Origin of the sequence: Vibrio sinensis (assembly GCF_003605645.1) — a bacterium.
GTDB lineage: Bacteria > Pseudomonadota > Gammaproteobacteria > Enterobacterales > Vibrionaceae > Vibrio > Vibrio sinensis.
Genome location: NZ_QVMU01000011.1, coordinates 110,204 through 125,748, shown reverse-complemented (window position 1 = coordinate 125,748; position 15,545 = coordinate 110,204). Strand labels below are relative to the sequence as shown.

17 protein-coding genes are annotated in these 15,545 nt (G+C 43.0%); 13 read left to right on the top strand and 4 right to left on the bottom strand.

The features are described from left to right. Positions 1–14 precede the first annotated feature (14 nt). Positions 15–1,238 (top strand): FAD-dependent 2-octaprenylphenol hydroxylase, encoded by a 1,224-nt coding sequence (locus tag DZ860_RS13205; RefSeq protein WP_120032016.1) that lies wholly within the window; start codon positions 15–17, stop codon positions 1,236–1,238. Positions 1,239–1,326: 88 nt separating this feature from the next. On the opposite strand, the gene DZ860_RS13200 is transcribed toward DZ860_RS13205, so the two are convergent. The 3 genes from DZ860_RS13200 to ygfZ all read right to left on the bottom strand — a co-directional run bounded on the left by DZ860_RS13200 (position 1,327) and on the right by ygfZ (position 3,581). Beyond that, complete coding sequence (locus DZ860_RS13200) at positions 1,327–1,533, bottom strand: DUF1107 domain-containing protein (RefSeq protein ID WP_120032014.1); 207 nt, start codon at positions 1,531–1,533, stop codon at positions 1,327–1,329. A gap of 574 nt (positions 1,534–2,107) precedes the next feature. Further along, positions 2,108–2,623, bottom strand: coding sequence for an aminoacyl-tRNA deacylase (locus DZ860_RS13195; protein ID WP_120032057.1), 516 nt, complete (start codon positions 2,621–2,623; stop codon positions 2,108–2,110). Next, complete coding sequence (gene ygfZ, locus DZ860_RS13190) at positions 2,613–3,581, bottom strand: tRNA-modifying protein YgfZ (RefSeq protein WP_120032012.1); 969 nt, start codon at positions 3,579–3,581, stop codon at positions 2,613–2,615. The genes DZ860_RS13195 and ygfZ overlap by 11 nt, the downstream gene beginning before the upstream one ends. A 239-nt stretch (positions 3,582–3,820) precedes the next feature. Here ygfZ and DZ860_RS13185 point away from each other — a divergent pair, with 239 nt between their 5' ends. Further along, on the top strand, positions 3,821–4,081 hold the full coding sequence (locus tag DZ860_RS13185) for an FAD assembly factor SdhE (RefSeq protein ID WP_120032010.1): 261 nt from the start codon (positions 3,821–3,823) through the stop codon (positions 4,079–4,081). 385 nt (positions 4,082–4,466) lie between these two features. Here the strand turns inward: DZ860_RS13185 and nadB are convergent, their stop codons facing one another. After that, complete coding sequence (nadB, locus tag DZ860_RS13180; protein ID WP_120032008.1) at positions 4,467–6,086, bottom strand: L-aspartate oxidase; 1,620 nt, start codon at positions 6,084–6,086, stop codon at positions 4,467–4,469. 318 nt (positions 6,087–6,404) lie between these two features. Here nadB and rpoE point away from each other — a divergent pair, with 318 nt between their 5' ends. From rpoE to acpS, 11 genes are all read left to right on the top strand, one after another. Next, entirely contained in the window at positions 6,405–6,983 is a 579-nt protein-coding gene (gene rpoE / locus DZ860_RS13175) for an RNA polymerase sigma factor RpoE (protein ID WP_120032006.1), read from the top strand. 26 nt (positions 6,984–7,009) lie between these two features. Beyond that, positions 7,010–7,639 (top strand): RseA family anti-sigma factor, encoded by a 630-nt coding sequence (locus tag DZ860_RS13170; RefSeq protein ID WP_120032004.1) that lies wholly within the window; start codon positions 7,010–7,012, stop codon positions 7,637–7,639. Then, positions 7,636–8,595 carry a sigma-E factor regulatory protein RseB gene (gene rseB, locus DZ860_RS13165; protein WP_120032002.1) on the top strand — a complete coding sequence of 320 codons (960 nt, stop codon included), beginning with the start codon at positions 7,636–7,638 and terminating at the stop codon, positions 8,593–8,595. The genes DZ860_RS13170 and rseB overlap by 4 nt, the downstream gene beginning before the upstream one ends. 2 nt (positions 8,596–8,597) lie before the next feature. Beyond that, positions 8,598–9,068, top strand: a complete 471-nt coding sequence (locus tag DZ860_RS13160; RefSeq protein WP_120032000.1) for a SoxR reducing system RseC family protein — start codon at positions 8,598–8,600, stop codon at positions 9,066–9,068. A 104-nt stretch (positions 9,069–9,172) separates the two neighbouring features. After that, positions 9,173–10,966 carry a translation elongation factor 4 gene (gene lepA / locus DZ860_RS13155; RefSeq protein ID WP_120031998.1) on the top strand — a complete coding sequence of 598 codons (1,794 nt, stop codon included), beginning with the start codon at positions 9,173–9,175 and terminating at the stop codon, positions 10,964–10,966. Between the two features lie 90 nt (positions 10,967–11,056). After that, positions 11,057–11,953 carry a signal peptidase I gene (lepB, locus tag DZ860_RS13150; RefSeq protein ID WP_120031997.1) on the top strand — a complete coding sequence of 299 codons (897 nt, stop codon included), beginning with the start codon at positions 11,057–11,059 and terminating at the stop codon, positions 11,951–11,953. A gap of 15 nt (positions 11,954–11,968) precedes the next feature. Continuing rightward, positions 11,969–12,646: a ribonuclease III gene (rnc, locus tag DZ860_RS13145; protein ID WP_120031995.1), complete on the top strand. Its 678-nt coding sequence runs from the start codon at positions 11,969–11,971 to the stop codon at positions 12,644–12,646. Beyond that, positions 12,639–13,613, top strand: a complete 975-nt coding sequence (gene era, locus DZ860_RS13140) for a GTPase Era (protein ID WP_120031993.1) — start codon at positions 12,639–12,641, stop codon at positions 13,611–13,613. The genes rnc and era overlap by 8 nt, the downstream gene beginning before the upstream one ends. 87 nt (positions 13,614–13,700) lie before the next feature. Next, entirely contained in the window at positions 13,701–14,432 is a 732-nt protein-coding gene (gene recO / locus DZ860_RS13135; RefSeq protein WP_120031991.1) for a DNA repair protein RecO, read from the top strand. Continuing rightward, a complete protein-coding gene (pdxJ, locus tag DZ860_RS13130; protein WP_120031989.1) occupies positions 14,429–15,160 on the top strand; it encodes a pyridoxine 5'-phosphate synthase in 732 nt (243 codons plus the stop codon). The genes recO and pdxJ overlap by 4 nt, the downstream gene beginning before the upstream one ends. Before the next feature lie 2 nt (positions 15,161–15,162). Beyond that, complete coding sequence (gene acpS / locus DZ860_RS13125; protein ID WP_120031987.1) at positions 15,163–15,543, top strand: holo-ACP synthase; 381 nt, start codon at positions 15,163–15,165, stop codon at positions 15,541–15,543. Positions 15,544–15,545: the final 2 nt, after the last annotated feature.

The window sequence follows — 15,545 nt, the reverse complement described above, 5'->3', positions numbered from 1 at the left end:
AAGGAAAAATAGACATGATGCAAAGCGTTGATATCGCGATTGTCGGTGGAGGCATGGTTGGCCTAGCTTTAGCGGCTGCATTCAAAGATTCCGATTTACGTATAGCGGTTATCGAAGCGAATATTCCCCAAGACGAATTGTCTGAATTACCAGATGTTCGAGTTTCAGCGCTGAGCCGCTCTAGCGAAACGATGCTGCGTAACTTAGGAGCATGGCAAGGCATTGTTCAACGCCGAGCTGCTCCTTATGTGGCAATGGAAGTTTGGGAACAAGACAGTTTTGCTCGTATTGAATTTGACGCACAACGATTAGCACAGCCGGATCTAGGGCATATTGTTGAAAATCGTGTTATTCAGTTGGCATTACTGGATGTTGTAAAGCAACAATCGAATGTCACTCTGTATATGCCAGCTAAGTGCAGCACAATGGCGATAGGTGAAAGTGAAGCTTGGATTACCTTAGATACAGGGCAAGCTTTGACGGCTAAGCTGGTTGTTGGTGCAGATGGTGCGAACTCTTGGGTTCGCCAGCATCAAAATATCCCACTCACACATTGGGATTATGGGCATAGTGCTATCGTGGCTAATATCGAAACGGCAGAGCCTCATGATCGTATCGCTCGACAAATTTTCACGCCACAAGGTCCACTGGCGTTTTTACCGGTTCATGGTAGCCATTTAAGTTCGATAGTTTGGTCTACTGAGCCTCATCGAGCAGAACGTTTAGTCGATATGAGCGATGATGACTTTAATAAGGTATTGACGGCAGAGTTTGATGCACGTTTAGGGTTGTGCGCAGTTCAAGGTCAGCGTTTCGCGTTTCCATTGAAAATGCGCTATGCGCGAGATTTTGTTGTCGAACGGGTTGCTTTAGTTGGCGATGCTGCCCATACCATTCACCCTTTAGCGGGGCAAGGTGTGAACCTTGGCTTGCTCGATGCGGCAAGTTTAGCGCAAGAAGTGCTAGCATTGTGGACACAAGGGGAAGACATCGGAACGCAACGAAATTTACGTAGTTATGAACGCTGGCGTAAAGCAGAAGCGGCGAAAATGATAGCGGCAATGCAAGGGTTTCGTGATCTATTTGATGGTAATAACCCAGCGAAAAAATTGCTTCGTGGGATTGGTATGACATTGGCTAGTCAACTTCCAGGAGCAAAAGATGAAATTATGAAACGAGCGTTGGGGCTTAAAGGTGAACTGCCTGATATGGCTAAGCGAACGCATTCTGCAGTATAAACTTCATCATAGAGCATGAACGACAAAGGGTTGGCTTATCGCCAACCCTTTTAAATTCTATTCACGTATTTAGCTTATTCCACATTCTTTAGGCATAGGCGCAACGTAGTCTCATTATTTCTTGATTCACTTCTTTTACTGCCTGAAAGTGACGTTTTTCTGCTTTAGCTGGAATAATGAGCTTTCCGTTATCAAACTCAAACCTCCCGATACCATAAATGTAGATGTTTCCTTTAAATAGCCGACTTACGTGTTTAGCAATCATACTTGGCGTATAGCGCTTAAACAGTCTCATAAAAGTTATCCTTATGTTTACCAAGCACCGTGGATTATACGAATTCCCTTAAATTATTAGTGTGATAATGATAGGGAATATGCAGTTATCTGGAATGAGGTTGGATATTTGTGTCGTCCTAGACAAATTTACAAAACAACAGCGAAATTATTGTGATGTTTACCTCATCATTATTCTGATTATTGAACTTCGTAGAGTATGCGATACTCGCTATGCGCTTAATTTAATATCGTCATATACAGATTAGTAGAAAGAGAAATAAAAGTGTCACGAAATGGTGAAGTTTTAGCTAAAAAAAAGCCCGTAAAATACGGGCAAATAGTCACAGATGCATTACACAAAAAGTGGATGTCCTGAAACATTCAGTGGATTCACTTTTTTGTTGGGTTAGGCTGTATGCCTAGCAAGCTCTTGTTATGCTGAGCATACAAGATAGCCGAGCACTGCAATACTGCTATATTTGCGAGAACTTTAACCAACAAATATATACTAGTACAAAAATGAGATCGTGACTATATATGTTGATAAAGTGAATATAAATATAGTTAATGTGTATGGTATAGTTAGAGGTGCGTCACGATTTTTTTGCAAGTTCTGTATCAATATGATTATTTTCTGCCCGACAAATATCACCAATCGTTGCTGAACACAGTGTTAATAGATCCTGACATTTCAGCGCAATCCCCGCCATGGTCGATCCACTGCTAATAGTGACTTCACTATTTTCTAGGATTTGATGATCAAAAATGATGGGCATGGAGGTCGTTAAGAGCAATGGTGTTACTGTACCAAGCTGATAACCCGTTAGCTTTGGAACTAGATCCAACTCGACACAGGTCATTCGACGCCAAGATAATAACGCACGTACTTTTTTCGGATCGACCGATTGATCTCCGGGCACACAAGCTAGAGCATAACGATTTCCCATGTCTCTTAAGAGGATGGATTTCACCATCTGATTAGGAGCGATCCCCCTTTGTTGGGCAGTATCTTCAATCGTAATGGCTGGTGTCTGATGAGGCAGCAGGCGATATTGAACCTGCTGCTGATCTAAAAACTCCGTGATCTTTGTGGATTGATTAGTCTTCATCATCAAGAGAGTAAGGTAGGGTAAGTATTTGCCATTTATGATCAGGTTGATCTTTTATGCGCAATTCAGTGTCAGCGTCTAAATCATTCGGTAATACGATTTGCCCAATGGTCTCGCCATCTGCGTATTGAAAAAAAGCGAGCATTGAACCTGCACTACGCCAGTTTTCACCGACAGAGCGTTCCAGTTCTACGGGAGTAACTAAACCGAGAGGTGCCTGACCTTGAACTGTAAAGAGAGCACGCTTATTCATACCTCGATATTTTGCTCTAGCGACAGTTTCTTGACCGGTGTAACAGCCTTTTTTAAAACTAATGCCATTTAAAGCTTGTACGTTTAGTGCTTGTGGAATATGCAGGTTTTGATGTGCTTGTTCGACAATTGGCGAACCTGATTCTATTTCAAATAGATTCCATACAGCTTCATCGACTTGAATAGCATCAGCTGCTTGAATGAATCTGCCAGCAGATATTTCGTCCAGTACGACGAGCCAGCGTTGTTCTCCCACTTTGACCGCGCTTCCCGCCTCCAATGCACGGACATCTCCGGTATTTTCAGAGAGTGAATCAATAAGAGATTGTGCTTGTTCGCCCATAATTCCCAAGAGGCGGTCAGTACTTTGAGTTAGATCTACTTTTGAAAAAATCGCGTACTTTTTAAGTTCGCTGAGCTCTCTTTCAATAGCACTTTGTGGTTGCAGCATTGCAAAGCCACCTTGATGGTGGAATAAACGAAATACGCTCCATACTTTTCCCTTCGCATCACAATGAGAACCGAAAGTAACCTGATGGGGCTCAAGTGTTACGACATCACAGGTTACTTGTCCTTGTAAGTAGGACTTTTTATCGTCACCGTTGGCCTGAATGATACCCCATGAATTCAACGCGGTTACCATTAGTGGAGGAAGAGAATCGTTTGAAGTAAAGGATTGAGGCTTAAAATCGTTTTGCCATTCCATGATGTTTACCTAATGTGCTGTCGATACGCATATGTTAAGTCGGAAATACCCCTTTTAACAACCATTAGCCACTTCAGTTCAAGGAGCAATTACTTTTAGCTATACGTATCACAGTTAAGATAGACATGTGCTGCCTCGCGAAAGGGGATTTCAACACGTCGGATTGTGACTGAGTTAGTAGTTGTTCAGCCTTTAGCTTGTTACACTCAGTCTAAACAACCGAATAGGTGAGGAACTGGATGTACACTGCGGAAGAAAAAGCACGCATCAAATGGGCATGTCGTCGAGGCATGCTAGAGCTTGATGTCGTCATCATGCCTTTTTTTGAAGAATGTTTTGAGGCGCTAGCTGAAAATGAACAGCGCGATTTTGTCTCATTATTAGAATGCGATGATCCAGACTTATTCACTTGGATTATGGGGCATGCGCGCAGCGAAAACTTAGGTCACGCTGCCATGGTTGATAAAATTGTTGCCCACAACCTCAGTAAAGTTCGTTAAGTTATACGCTCACCCGAGCTTCTTATCTCAGCAGGCTAATGCTATCACTTATGTATTAGTCTGCTCTTTTCTCATTACTTCTTCGCTCCCTCTTGTCGCAACAGTCTTCTTGCTTTCTATGTGTTTCATACATAACCAACCCTTGTTTTTGCCCCCGTTGCAAGGCGTGTGTTGGATTGGTGAGAATAACGAAATAGTTCAGGGCCCAAATCGACGTCGGATAGATTTTGCTTTTAAACCATTGGCGCATTTTTGTGTAGTATTGAAATTTGATAGCGGAAAAAAAGTGATTTTGTGGCGAGATAGCGTTTGCGATAAAACCTATCGGCAGGTAATGGTTCAATTAAATAAGGGAGCGTAAGCTCCCTTATTGATGATTGGGTATTTAGTCTTGCTTGATTGAATCAGGAACAAGAATTGTTGGGCCGCTGTCTTTTGCAAGTTCAGGATAATCTAAGGTGTAATGTAAACCTCGACTTTCCTTGCGTTCCATTGCACAACGAACCATAAGTTCAGCCACTTGAAGTAGATTACGCAATTCTAGTAAGTTATTGGATACTCGGAAAGTGCTGTAATATTCGTGTGTCTCTTGTTGAAGCATTTGAATACGACGTAGAGCACGCTCTAGACGTTTATCTGTACGCACGATGCCCATGTAATCCCACATAAACAAGCGCAACTCATGCCAGTTATGCTGGATGATCACTTCTTCATCACTGTTGGTAACTTGACTTTCATCCCAGCAAGGTAATTTTGGTGGTAACTCAACATTATCAAGGTTGTTAATAATGTTTTTGGCTGCTGACCATGCGTAAACCACACACTCAAGTAAAGAGTTGGAAGCCATACGGTTCGCTCCATGTAAACCGGTATAGCTAACTTCACCAATCGCATAAAGCTGAGATAGATCCGTTTGGCCTTGCTGATTAACCATGACACCACCACAGGTATAATGAGCGGCAGGGACAATAGGAATTGGCTCTTTAGTCATATCAATGCCCAACTCCATCAAACGCGTATGGATGGTTGGGAAGTGCTTCTCAATGAATTCTGTTGGCTTATGGCTGATATCGACATACATACAATCAGCGCCAAGACGTTTCATTTCAAAGTCGATAGCACGAGCAACGACATCTCGAGGAGCTAACTCTGCTCGCTCATCAAAGTCGGGCATAAAGCGAGAGCCATCAGGGCGACGTAAAAACGCACCCTCACCACGCAATGCTTCAGTAAGCAAGAAATTGCGAGCTTCAGGGTGATATAAACAAGTAGGGTGAAATTGGTTAAACTCTAGATTTGCTACGCGGCAGCCCGCACGCCAAGCGATAGCAATACCATCTCCCGATGATACGTCTGGGTTGGACGTGTATTGATACACTTTCGATGCGCCACCGGTTGCGAGAACAACAAATTTTGAGCGTACTGTCTCAACGTGTTCTTCATTACGGTTCCATATGTAGGCTCCGATGACTTTACGATTATCGCCACCGATTTTATCTTCAGTGATTAAATCTAAAGCATTGTGGCGCTCTAGCACCGTAATGTTGGGATGCTGATGAACGTTATCTTGTAGAGACGTTTGCATCGCCATGCCTGTCGCATCAGCCGCATGAAGAATACGGCGATGGCTATGGCCGCCCTCACGAGTAAGGTGGTAACGAGGTGAGCTATCACTGCTGTTCTCTTCGAGGTCAAAAGGCACTCCACCATCAATTAACCACTGGACACATTCCTTTGCGTTTTCTGCAATAAATTCAACTGTTTCTTGTTCACAAATACCACCGCCGGCAATCAGCGTGTCTTGTACGTGTGATTCAATACTGTCAGATTCATCAAATACTGCCGCAATACCACCCTGTGCATAAAATGTTGATCCTTCGCAGCGAGGGCCTTTACTAAGCACAATTACCTTTCCATGCTCAGCAACACGTAACGCTAACGATAGACCTGCCGCGCCACTACCTACCACTAACACATCACATTGATGTTCACGGTTTGCGTTCATAAAACTTTCAAATTCCCGAGTTAATGTAGAGTCGTCTAACTCTATCCCTAATCATTTAACAACAATCATATCACCGCATCAAAAGCAATTCTGCGTAAATACCATTGCTTTTAGTGACCTTCATCCTCACAATCTTGAGTAAGAAGATGACTACCCTTTGTTACTGTAAATATAGTTTGAAATAACTTTGAACTTTTTGTTTATTGCTTGGTCACAATAGTGCTCAAGTAAGCGGTGGTGTCAAGACTACATTTTTGCATAATTAAAGCTCAACTCATTTTTGGAGGTGAGCGGATAACGATAGGAGTACACGCTCGAATGAACGAGCAACTGACCGATCAAGTGTTAATTGAGCGAGTTCAGAATGGAGATAAGCAAGCATTCAACCTACTGGTTTTAAGATACCAAAATAAAGTTTGCAACCTTATTTCACGTTACGTCAACAACCAAGGAGATGTCGCCGACGTAGCACAAGAAGCATTTATTAAGGCTTATCGAGCAATACCAAGTTTTCGTGGCGAAAGCGCCTTTTATACTTGGTTATATCGTATTGCTGTCAATACTGCGAAAAACTACATCGTTGCCCAAAGTCGTCGACCACCAGCACAAGATGTAGATACTGAAGAAGCTGAATATTACGAAACAGGTAGTGCGTTAAAAGAAATATCGAACCCTGAGAACTTAACGTTGTCAAATGAATTGAAACGTGTGGTCTTCAGCGCGATCGAAGCACTTCCTGAAGATTTAAAAACTGCGATGACGTTACGTGAACTCGATGGTTTGAGTTATGAAGAAATCGCAGAAGTTATGGATTGCCCTGTAGGAACTGTGCGTTCACGCATATTCCGAGCTCGTGAAGCGGTTGAGAAGAAAATCCAACCTCTTTTACAACGCTAGTACCAGTAACTGTAATGGTGGAAATAATGGCTGACAAAGAGAAACTTTCAGCACTCATGGATGGAGAGTTGGTCGATAAGGCTCTAATAGTGGAGTTAGAAAAAGACCAAGAGAGTTTGCAAGCATGGCAAAACTATCACTTAATTGGTGATGTTATGCGTGGTGATACTCCTCAATGCAAAGAGTGGAATATTGCTGAGAGCGTAGCTTTAGCGCTAGAAAATGAACCGGCATACAATCAATTTGATTTAAATAAAGTGGCTAAGCTCGATGATGCTCGTCTAGAGTCTCAACCTTTGCCATCGAAAGCGAAAGCAAGTTTGCCAACATGGTTGACCCAGTTTGGGCAAGTTGCTGTGGCCGCTAGCGTATCATTGGCGGTCATTGTAGGTGTTCAGCAATACGATGGAACAGACTCTGCTGTCTCTGAAGTAGATCAATTTCCTGTATTACAAACCGTCCCTTTTGCTGGTAGCGCAGAACCTGTAAGCCTGACTCGTAATGAGGTCGAGCAACCTAATTCACGCGGTGAAGTGAACGTTCAAGAGCAGCATCGAAGAATCAATGCGATGCTACAAGATTATGAACTTCAACTGAGATTAAACAGCGAATCATCTTCACTGCAAGATAATCATCCTGAAACGGTAGTTGAATGAGAAAATTTCTGATCAGTGCTCTGACACTGTTCAGTTTGAATACACCAATGGCCTTTGCAGAAGAACAACCTGCAGAGGCTTTGTTGCATCAAATGAACGAGGCCAGTCAGCATCTTAATTATGAACTGTCTTATATTCTGATTAGAAAAAACAGTATCGAGCCTTTGCTGTATCGCCATGCTTTAGAGCAGAAGCAGCAACTGGCCCACTTAGTGTATTTAAGTGGCCCGATTCGAGAAGTTATTCGTCGTGGTAATGAGATCAGTTATATCGAACCTGGGGTTGAGCCTTTTACGATTGAATCCGGCAATATTGTCGCCCCTGTCATTCCGTTATTAAATTCAAACGTTAATCATTTAGCTCAGTTTTACGATTTTATTCGCGTTGGTAGAGCTCGCGAAGCTGGGGCTGCTTGCCAAGTCATCCGTATCGTACCTAAAGATGGGTTACGTTATTCCTATGTCTTATGGGTAGATGAGAAGACTAAGTTGCCATTGCGAGCGGATTTAGTGGATCGTGATGGTGAGATTTTGGAGCAGTACAGAACTATTGCTTATAGTGTAAGCGATCAAATTGCCGAAATTCTTAGTGGACTAAATAACGTCAAGCTACCAGAGGTATTGTCTCTACCAAAAGGCCAAATTAACGAAACCTTTTGGGAAGCTGGTTGGATCCCTAAAGGGTTTAAACCAAAAGATCTCAATCGCTACCGTATGGCGATGTCTGATCGTATGGTAGAAAGTCAAATGTACAGCGATGGACTTTTTAGTTTCTCTATCTATGTTTCTGATAGCGATAACCTATCGTTGAAAGGACAGTTAGTTCGTCAAGGTCGTCGTACACTACATAGTTACGTTAAAGATAACGTCGAAATTTCAGTTGTCGGTGATATTCCTCCGGCGACCGCAAAGAGAATTGCACAATCTGTTACATTAAAAAAACCAGGTAATAACTAGTTATGATGACAGCATTAGCGACCGTGTCAGCTGTGAATGCTCAAGGTAATCGCTTTGATGTGGAACTCAGCTGTGAACAGCAAACTAGCTGTAGTGGCTGTGCCTCACAGAAAAGTTGTGGTACAGGAATTGTGTCGAAAGCTGTAGGTGCAAAATCACTACATTGGCATCTATTGACGTCTAAAACCGTCAAGGTTGGACAAGTGGTTGAAATCGGCCTACCAGAAAAGCATTTGTTGCAGTCGGCTGCTATTGTCTATTTAGTACCGCTGTTCTCACTTATTATTGGTGCATTGGTTTCTAATTGGTTTATTGCCCCTGCATTTGGTCTTGGTGAGGGGGCGATTATTTTGTTGTCTGGTCTGAGTATCGGATTGGGAATTTACATAGCAAAACAATTATCTCGACACATTGAACAGCGTTCATCTCAGCAAGTCACCTTACTGAGGATCTTGGGAGAACCAATTAGCTAGTGCCAAGCGACTAGAAATTGGGTAGAATCCTCCAACTTGATTGAAATGCCGTCAAACGACGGCTTTCTTATGTCCTATTTAAAAGAGTTAGTCACCCTAAATCTATGAAGCACATTCGTAACTTTTCGATTATCGCCCACATCGACCATGGTAAGTCGACCCTATCTGACCGTCTGATCCAAGTTTGTGGCGGTTTATCCGATCGCGAAATGGCGGCCCAAGTTCTTGATTCAATGGATCTTGAACGTGAACGCGGTATTACAATCAAAGCACAGAGTGTGACTTTGGATTACACAGCCAAAGATGGTGAAACATACCAACTAAACTTCATCGATACTCCAGGGCACGTAGACTTTTCTTACGAAGTATCTCGCTCGCTTGCGGCGTGTGAAGGTGCGTTGCTAGTAGTGGATGCAGGCCAAGGCGTAGAAGCGCAAACATTGGCAAACTGTTACACCGCTATTGAAATGAACCTAGAAGTCGTGCCGATTCTAAACAAAATCGACTTACCTGCTGCTGAGCCTGAGCGCGTAGCGGAAGAGATTGAAGAAATCGTTGGTATCGATGCGATGGAAGCAACGCGTTGTAGTGCAAAAACAGGCTTAGGCGTGGATGATGTTCTAGAAAACATTGTTGCTGCAATCCCTGCTCCTGAAGGTGATCCTGATGCACCGCTACAAGCGCTGATCATTGACTCATGGTTTGATAACTACCTTGGCGTTGTTTCATTGGTTCGTGTTAAAAACGGCTCAATCAAGAAAAACGACAAGATCAAAGTGATGAGTACTGGCCAAGTTTGGGGTGTTGATCGTCTAGGTATCTTTACGCCAAAACAAATCGACACCACAGCGCTAAATACTGGCGAAGTAGGTTGGGTGGTTTGTGGTATCAAAGATATCTTGGGTGCACCAGTTGGTGATACGCTAACACTCGCGAAAAATGGTTGTGAAAAAGCATTACCAGGCTTTAAAAAAGTGAAGCCTCAGGTATACGCTGGCTTGTTCCCAGTATCGTCTGATGACTACGAAAACTTCCGTGATGCACTAGGCAAATTAAGCCTAAACGATGCGTCACTATTTTATGAGCCAGAAAGCTCAGCAGCACTAGGCTTTGGTTTCCGTTGTGGTTTCCTTGGTATGCTGCACATGGAAATCATCCAAGAGCGTTTAGAGCGTGAATACGATCTAGACCTTATCACTACAGCACCAACAGTAGTGTACGAAGTGATTCAAACTGACGGTACAACCGTGTATGTTGATAGCCCAGCTAAACTGCCGGCAATCAATGACATTGAAGAGATGCGTGAGCCGATTGCTCGTTGTAACATCTTAGTACCAGCAGATTACCTAGGTAACGTAATTACCTTGTGTGTTGAAAAACGCGGCATGCAAGTCGACATGGTTTACCACGGTAACCAAGTTGCTGTGACTTACGATATTCCAATGGCTGAAGTGGTTCTCGACTTCTTCGACCGTTTGAAATCGACATCACGCGGTTACGCATCACTGGATTACAACTTCCAACGTTTTGAAATGTCGAACATGGTACGCGTAGACGTACTATTGAACGGCGACAAAGTGGATGCATTGGCTATCATCACTCACAAAGACCAATCACAAAGCCGTGGTCGTCTATTGGTTGAGAAGATGAAAGAGTTCATCCCTCGTCAAATGTTTGATATCGCAATTCAAGCGGCGATTGGTAACCATATCATCGCACGTTCTACCGTGAAGCAGTTACGTAAAAACGTAATCGCAAAATGTTACGGTGGCGATATCAGCCGTAAGAAAAAACTGTTGAAGAAACAGAAAGAAGGTAAGAAACGTATGAAGCAGATCGGTAACGTAGAACTGCCTCAAGAAGCGTTCCTAGCTATTCTTCACGTTGGTAAAGATTAGACTGCTGGGAGCTTACCCAGCGCTCGCTAGTTAAGATAAGTGAAAGGGTCTCGGCTCTTTCACTTTCGCATTTTTAGATAAGGGAATTTGATGGCGAATACATTCTCACTGCTCTTGGTTATTGTTACTTTAGTAACTGGCATTGTTTGGCTATTGGAAAAGCTGGTTTTTGCGAAGAAGCGTCAAGCTCATGTTGCAGAGATTGAAGCACAGACCAATGGATTAGATGCGCTGACATTAAAGAAAGCACAAGCTCAGCCATGGTGGATTGAAAACAGCGTCTCTATTTTTCCAGTGATCGCGTTTGTATTGATCTTACGTTCCTTTATCTACGAACCGTTTCAGATTCCATCAGGATCGATGATGCCGACCTTATTGGTGGGTGATTTTATTTTGGTAGAGAAATACGCATATGGCTTGAAAGATCCAGTCTGGCGTACACAGTTGGTTGAAACTGGGAAACCGGAGCGTGGCGATGTTGTGGTCTTTAAATACCCACCACAGCCAAGTATTGACTACATTAAACGAGTAGTAGGTTTACCAGGTGATACCGTTCGTTATAGCAGCGACAAAGATCTGTGTATTCAAACGAAAGGTGAGAGTCAGTGCAAACCAGTTAAATTGTCTAACGTTATTGAAAGTCCATTTGTCCAAAATGGTGTGCCGATGATTCAACTAGATGAAAAACTCGGAGCCAAAGAACATCAAATTTTGATCAATCCTTTACGTAGAGATCGAGTTGAGGCTTATGAACCTCGCAACGGTGTCAATGAATGGGTTGTTCCAGAGGGTCAGTACTTTGTTATGGGTGATAACCGTGACAACAGCGCTGACAGCCGCTACTGGGGCTTTGTTCCAGAAGCCAACCTAGTGGGTAAGGCCGTTGGTATTTGGATCAGTTTTGAATTTGATCGAGATGCAAACAGCATTCTGCCTACTTGGATTCCAACTGATGTGCGTTTCAACCGCATCGGTGGTATTAACTAATTAAATCGAGAGAGTATGAATTCTCCTATTGCAAAACTAGAGAAAAAACTCGGCTATCAATTCCGTGATGCCGAGTTTATCAACTTAGCGCTGACTCATCGCAGCGCTAATGGAAAACACAATGAACGTCTTGAGTTTCTGGGCGATTCAATTTTAAGTTTTGTCATTGCTGATGATCTTTATCATCGCTTCCCTAAAGTGAATGAAGGGGACATGAGTCGTATGCGCGCAACCTTGGTGCGTGGTAATACGCTTGCAGAACTAGGTCGAGAGTTCGATCTGGGAGATTACTTAAAATTAGGTCCAGGTGAGTTGAAAAGTGGCGGCTTCCGTCGTGATTCGATTCTTGCTGATGCGGTTGAAGCCATTATTGGTGCTATTTACTTAGACAGCGATATCGAAATGGCTCGTACGATCATTTTGAGCTGGTATAAAACGCGTTTAGACGCGATTAAGCCAGGTGTATCTCAAAAAGACCCGAAAACGCGCCTGCAAGAGTTTCTTCAAGGTCGAAGAAAACCACTACCTGTCTATACAGTGACTAATATTAAAGGTGAAGCACACAACCAAGAGTTTACTGTAGCGTGTGAAATAGCAGGTGTTGGATCCCCTGTAATTGGTAAAGGCACCAGCCGCCGCAAGGCAGAACAAGCGGCTGCAGAAACTGCACTAGAGCAATTGACTAATGGCTGAATCAGTAGATAACAACGAATTCGATCTTGATGCGTATTTTGATACACCAAGTAAACCGAGTTCTCCAGAAAACCAACATTGTGGCTTTATTGCTATTGTTGGTCGCCCAAATGTGGGTAAATCCACTTTGTTGAATAACATCTTGGGTCAGAAGATTTCGATCACTTCACGTAAACCACAGACAACCCGTCACCGTATTATGGGTGTGGATACTGAGGGTGGTTATCAAGCAATCTATGTGGATACCCCTGGGCTACACATTGAAGAGAAACGTGCCATTAACCGTTTGATGAACCGCGCGGCGAGTTCATCACTGAGTGATGTTAACTTGGTATTCTTCCTTGTTGATGGTACCCATTGGACCGCCGATGACGAAATGGTACTGAACAAACTGCGAAATGCGAATTTCCCAGTCGTGCTATGTATCAACAAAGTAGATAACGTCCAAGACCGTAATGATGTTATGTTACATATGCAAGAAATGTCACAAAAGATGGATTTTGTCGATATTGTGCCAATTTCAGCTAAGCAAGGTAAAAATGTAGATGTCTTGCGTAAGCATGTACGTGACCATTTACCTAAAGCGACGCATCACTTCCCTGAAGAGTATGTGACTGACCGTTCTCAGCGTTTCATGGCATCGGAAATCGTGCGTGAAAAATTAATGCGCTTTACTGGTGAAGAACTGCCTTATTCAGTGACAGTTGAAATTGAACGTTTTGACTACAACCCTGAAACTGACGGTTTCCATATTAACGCACTTATCCTTGTTGAGCGTAATGGCCAGAAAAAAATGGTTATTGGTAAAGGTGGCGACAAGATTAAAACAATCGGTCGTGAAGCTCGCTTAGATATGGAAGAGTTGTTTGGCCGTAAAGTTTACCTAGAAACTTGGGTAAAAGTGAAATCAGGTTGGGCTGATGATGAGCGTGCATTACGCTCTCTAGGTTACATCGACGATTTATAATTACGAGCAGTAAGCAAACTTTGCTTCGATATGTGAGTAATAATAAGGAGCCCTATGGCTCCTTATTTTGCAATTGGATGGTAGGAAATGTCTTCTGAAGGCTTACAGCGCTGTTTTGTTCTTCATCGTCGACCTTACAGTGAATCGAGTTTGATTCTGGATGTATTTACTGAAGAATACGGTCGAATCACTTTGATGGCCAAGGGAGCGAGAGGTAAGCGTTCAAATTTAAAAGGAGCGCTGCAACCTTTTACGCCATTACTTCTAAAATGGTCGGGCAATGGCTCAATGAAGACGTTGCGACAAGCTGAACCGATTAGCTTAGGTTTGCCACTTAGTGGTATCTCACTTTACTCAGCAATGTACGTAAATGAGTTGATTGGTCGTATTTTAATGGCAGAAGTGCCGATGCCCGCTCTTTTCTATGATTATCTTCATGCGTTGACTGAACTCGCTCAAAATGAAAACCCTGAACCAGCATTGCGTCGCTTTGAATTAGCTTTATTGTCTTCATTAGGCTATGGAGTTGATTTTTTACACTGCGCTGGGACTGGTGAGCCAGTCGATTCTACTATGACTTATCGATATCGTGAGCAGAGGGGGTTTATCGCATCGGTAAGAAGAGATAATCTGACGTTCCTCGGTGACGAGCTGATCGCAATCAGTGAACGGCGCTTTACCACAAAAGAGCAATTGAAAGCGGCAAAGCGCTTTACACGAATAGCATTGAAACCGTATCTTGGCGGTAAACCATTAAAAAGCAGGGAACTATTTCGAATAAAGCGAGAAGTTCCCGGAGCAAGGAGTATTGAAAAATGAGCTCAATCTACCTAGGTGTAAATATTGATCATATCGCAACATTACGTAATGCACGTGGTACTAAATATCCAGACCCAGTGCATGCAGCGGAAATTGCAGAGCGTGCAGGCGCTGATGGGATCACTATTCACTTAAGAGAAGATCGTCGTCACATTAATGATCGTGATGTTCGAATCCTACGTGAAACTATCCAAACACGTATGAATTTGGAAATGGCAGTGACTGACGAAATGGTAGACATCGCTCTGAAAACTCAACCAGAGTATGTATGTTTAGTACCGGAAAAACGTGAAGAGTTGACGACGGAAGGTGGTCTTAATGTCGCGGGTCAGTTGGAGAAAATTAAAGCAGCCACAGAAAAATTAACGGCAGCAGGTATTAAAGTTTCTCTGTTTATTGATGCTGAACGTACCCAAATTGATGCCGCTAAAGCATGTGGTGCGCCATACATTGAATTACACACTGGCCACTATGCTGATGCGACTTCGGAAGAAGAACAGCTCAATGAGCTGAAAAGAATTACAGCTGGCGCTAGCTATGCAGCAGAGCAAGGTATTATCGTTAATGCTGGTCATGGTTTAACTTACCATAACGTAGCTGCTATTGCCGCGATCCCGGAAATTTATGAGCTGAATATCGGTCACTCTATTATTGGTCGTGCGGTATTTGATGGCTTGGAAAAATCAGTAGCTGATATGAAAGCTCTGATTGTAGCTGCGCGAAAATAAAGATGGCAATTGTTGGATTGGGTACTGATATTGCAGAGATTACCCGTATTGAAAAAGCATTAGAAAGAAGTGGTGAGGCATTCGCTCGTCGTATTCTTACGGATAGTGAACTGGCAAAATTTCATTCATTAAAGCAACAGGGGCGTTTTTTAGCAAAACGTTTTGCGGCCAAAGAAGCAGCCTCGAAGGCGCTTGGAACAGGCATTGCGATGGGGGTGACATTCCATGACTTCAATATTTCTAATGATGAATACGGTAAGCCCGAATTAACGCTTTCCAACAAAGCTCTAGAAATAGCACAAAAAAAACAGGTGGAGAGTATCCACCTGTCTATTTCCGATGAACGCCATTATGCAATGGCGACTGTCATTTATGAGTCTTGATT

Excerpts from the sequence above, each read along its gene's own strand:
- ygfZ (WP_120032012.1), bottom strand. The coding sequence starts at position 3,581 with ATGGAATGGCAAAACGATTTTAAGCCTCAATCCTTTACTTCAAACGAT.
- DZ860_RS13205 (WP_120032016.1), top strand. The coding sequence starts at position 15 with ATGATGCAAAGCGTTGATATCGCGATTGTCGGTGGAGGCATGGTTGGC.
- rnc (WP_120031995.1), top strand. The coding sequence starts at position 11,969 with ATGAATTCTCCTATTGCAAAACTAGAGAAAAAACTCGGCTATCAATTC.
- DZ860_RS13160 (WP_120032000.1), top strand. The coding sequence starts at position 8,598 with ATGATGACAGCATTAGCGACCGTGTCAGCTGTGAATGCTCAAGGTAAT.
- DZ860_RS13185 (WP_120032010.1), top strand. The coding sequence starts at position 3,821 with ATGTACACTGCGGAAGAAAAAGCACGCATCAAATGGGCATGTCGTCGA.
- acpS (WP_120031987.1), top strand. The coding sequence starts at position 15,163 with ATGGCAATTGTTGGATTGGGTACTGATATTGCAGAGATTACCCGTATT.
- nadB (WP_120032008.1), bottom strand. The coding sequence starts at position 6,086 with ATGAACGCAAACCGTGAACATCAATGTGATGTGTTAGTGGTAGGTAGT.
- rpoE (WP_120032006.1), top strand. The coding sequence starts at position 6,405 with ATGAACGAGCAACTGACCGATCAAGTGTTAATTGAGCGAGTTCAGAAT.
- recO (WP_120031991.1), top strand. The coding sequence starts at position 13,701 with ATGTCTTCTGAAGGCTTACAGCGCTGTTTTGTTCTTCATCGTCGACCT.
- DZ860_RS13195 (WP_120032057.1), bottom strand. The coding sequence starts at position 2,623 with ATGAAGACTAATCAATCCACAAAGATCACGGAGTTTTTAGATCAGCAG.
- lepA (WP_120031998.1), top strand. The coding sequence starts at position 9,173 with ATGAAGCACATTCGTAACTTTTCGATTATCGCCCACATCGACCATGGT.
- era (WP_120031993.1), top strand. The coding sequence starts at position 12,639 with ATGGCTGAATCAGTAGATAACAACGAATTCGATCTTGATGCGTATTTT.
- pdxJ (WP_120031989.1), top strand. The coding sequence starts at position 14,429 with ATGAGCTCAATCTACCTAGGTGTAAATATTGATCATATCGCAACATTA.
- rseB (WP_120032002.1), top strand. The coding sequence starts at position 7,636 with ATGAGAAAATTTCTGATCAGTGCTCTGACACTGTTCAGTTTGAATACA.
- lepB (WP_120031997.1), top strand. The coding sequence starts at position 11,057 with ATGGCGAATACATTCTCACTGCTCTTGGTTATTGTTACTTTAGTAACT.
- DZ860_RS13170 (WP_120032004.1), top strand. The coding sequence starts at position 7,010 with ATGGCTGACAAAGAGAAACTTTCAGCACTCATGGATGGAGAGTTGGTC.
- DZ860_RS13200 (WP_120032014.1), bottom strand. The coding sequence starts at position 1,533 with ATGAGACTGTTTAAGCGCTATACGCCAAGTATGATTGCTAAACACGTA.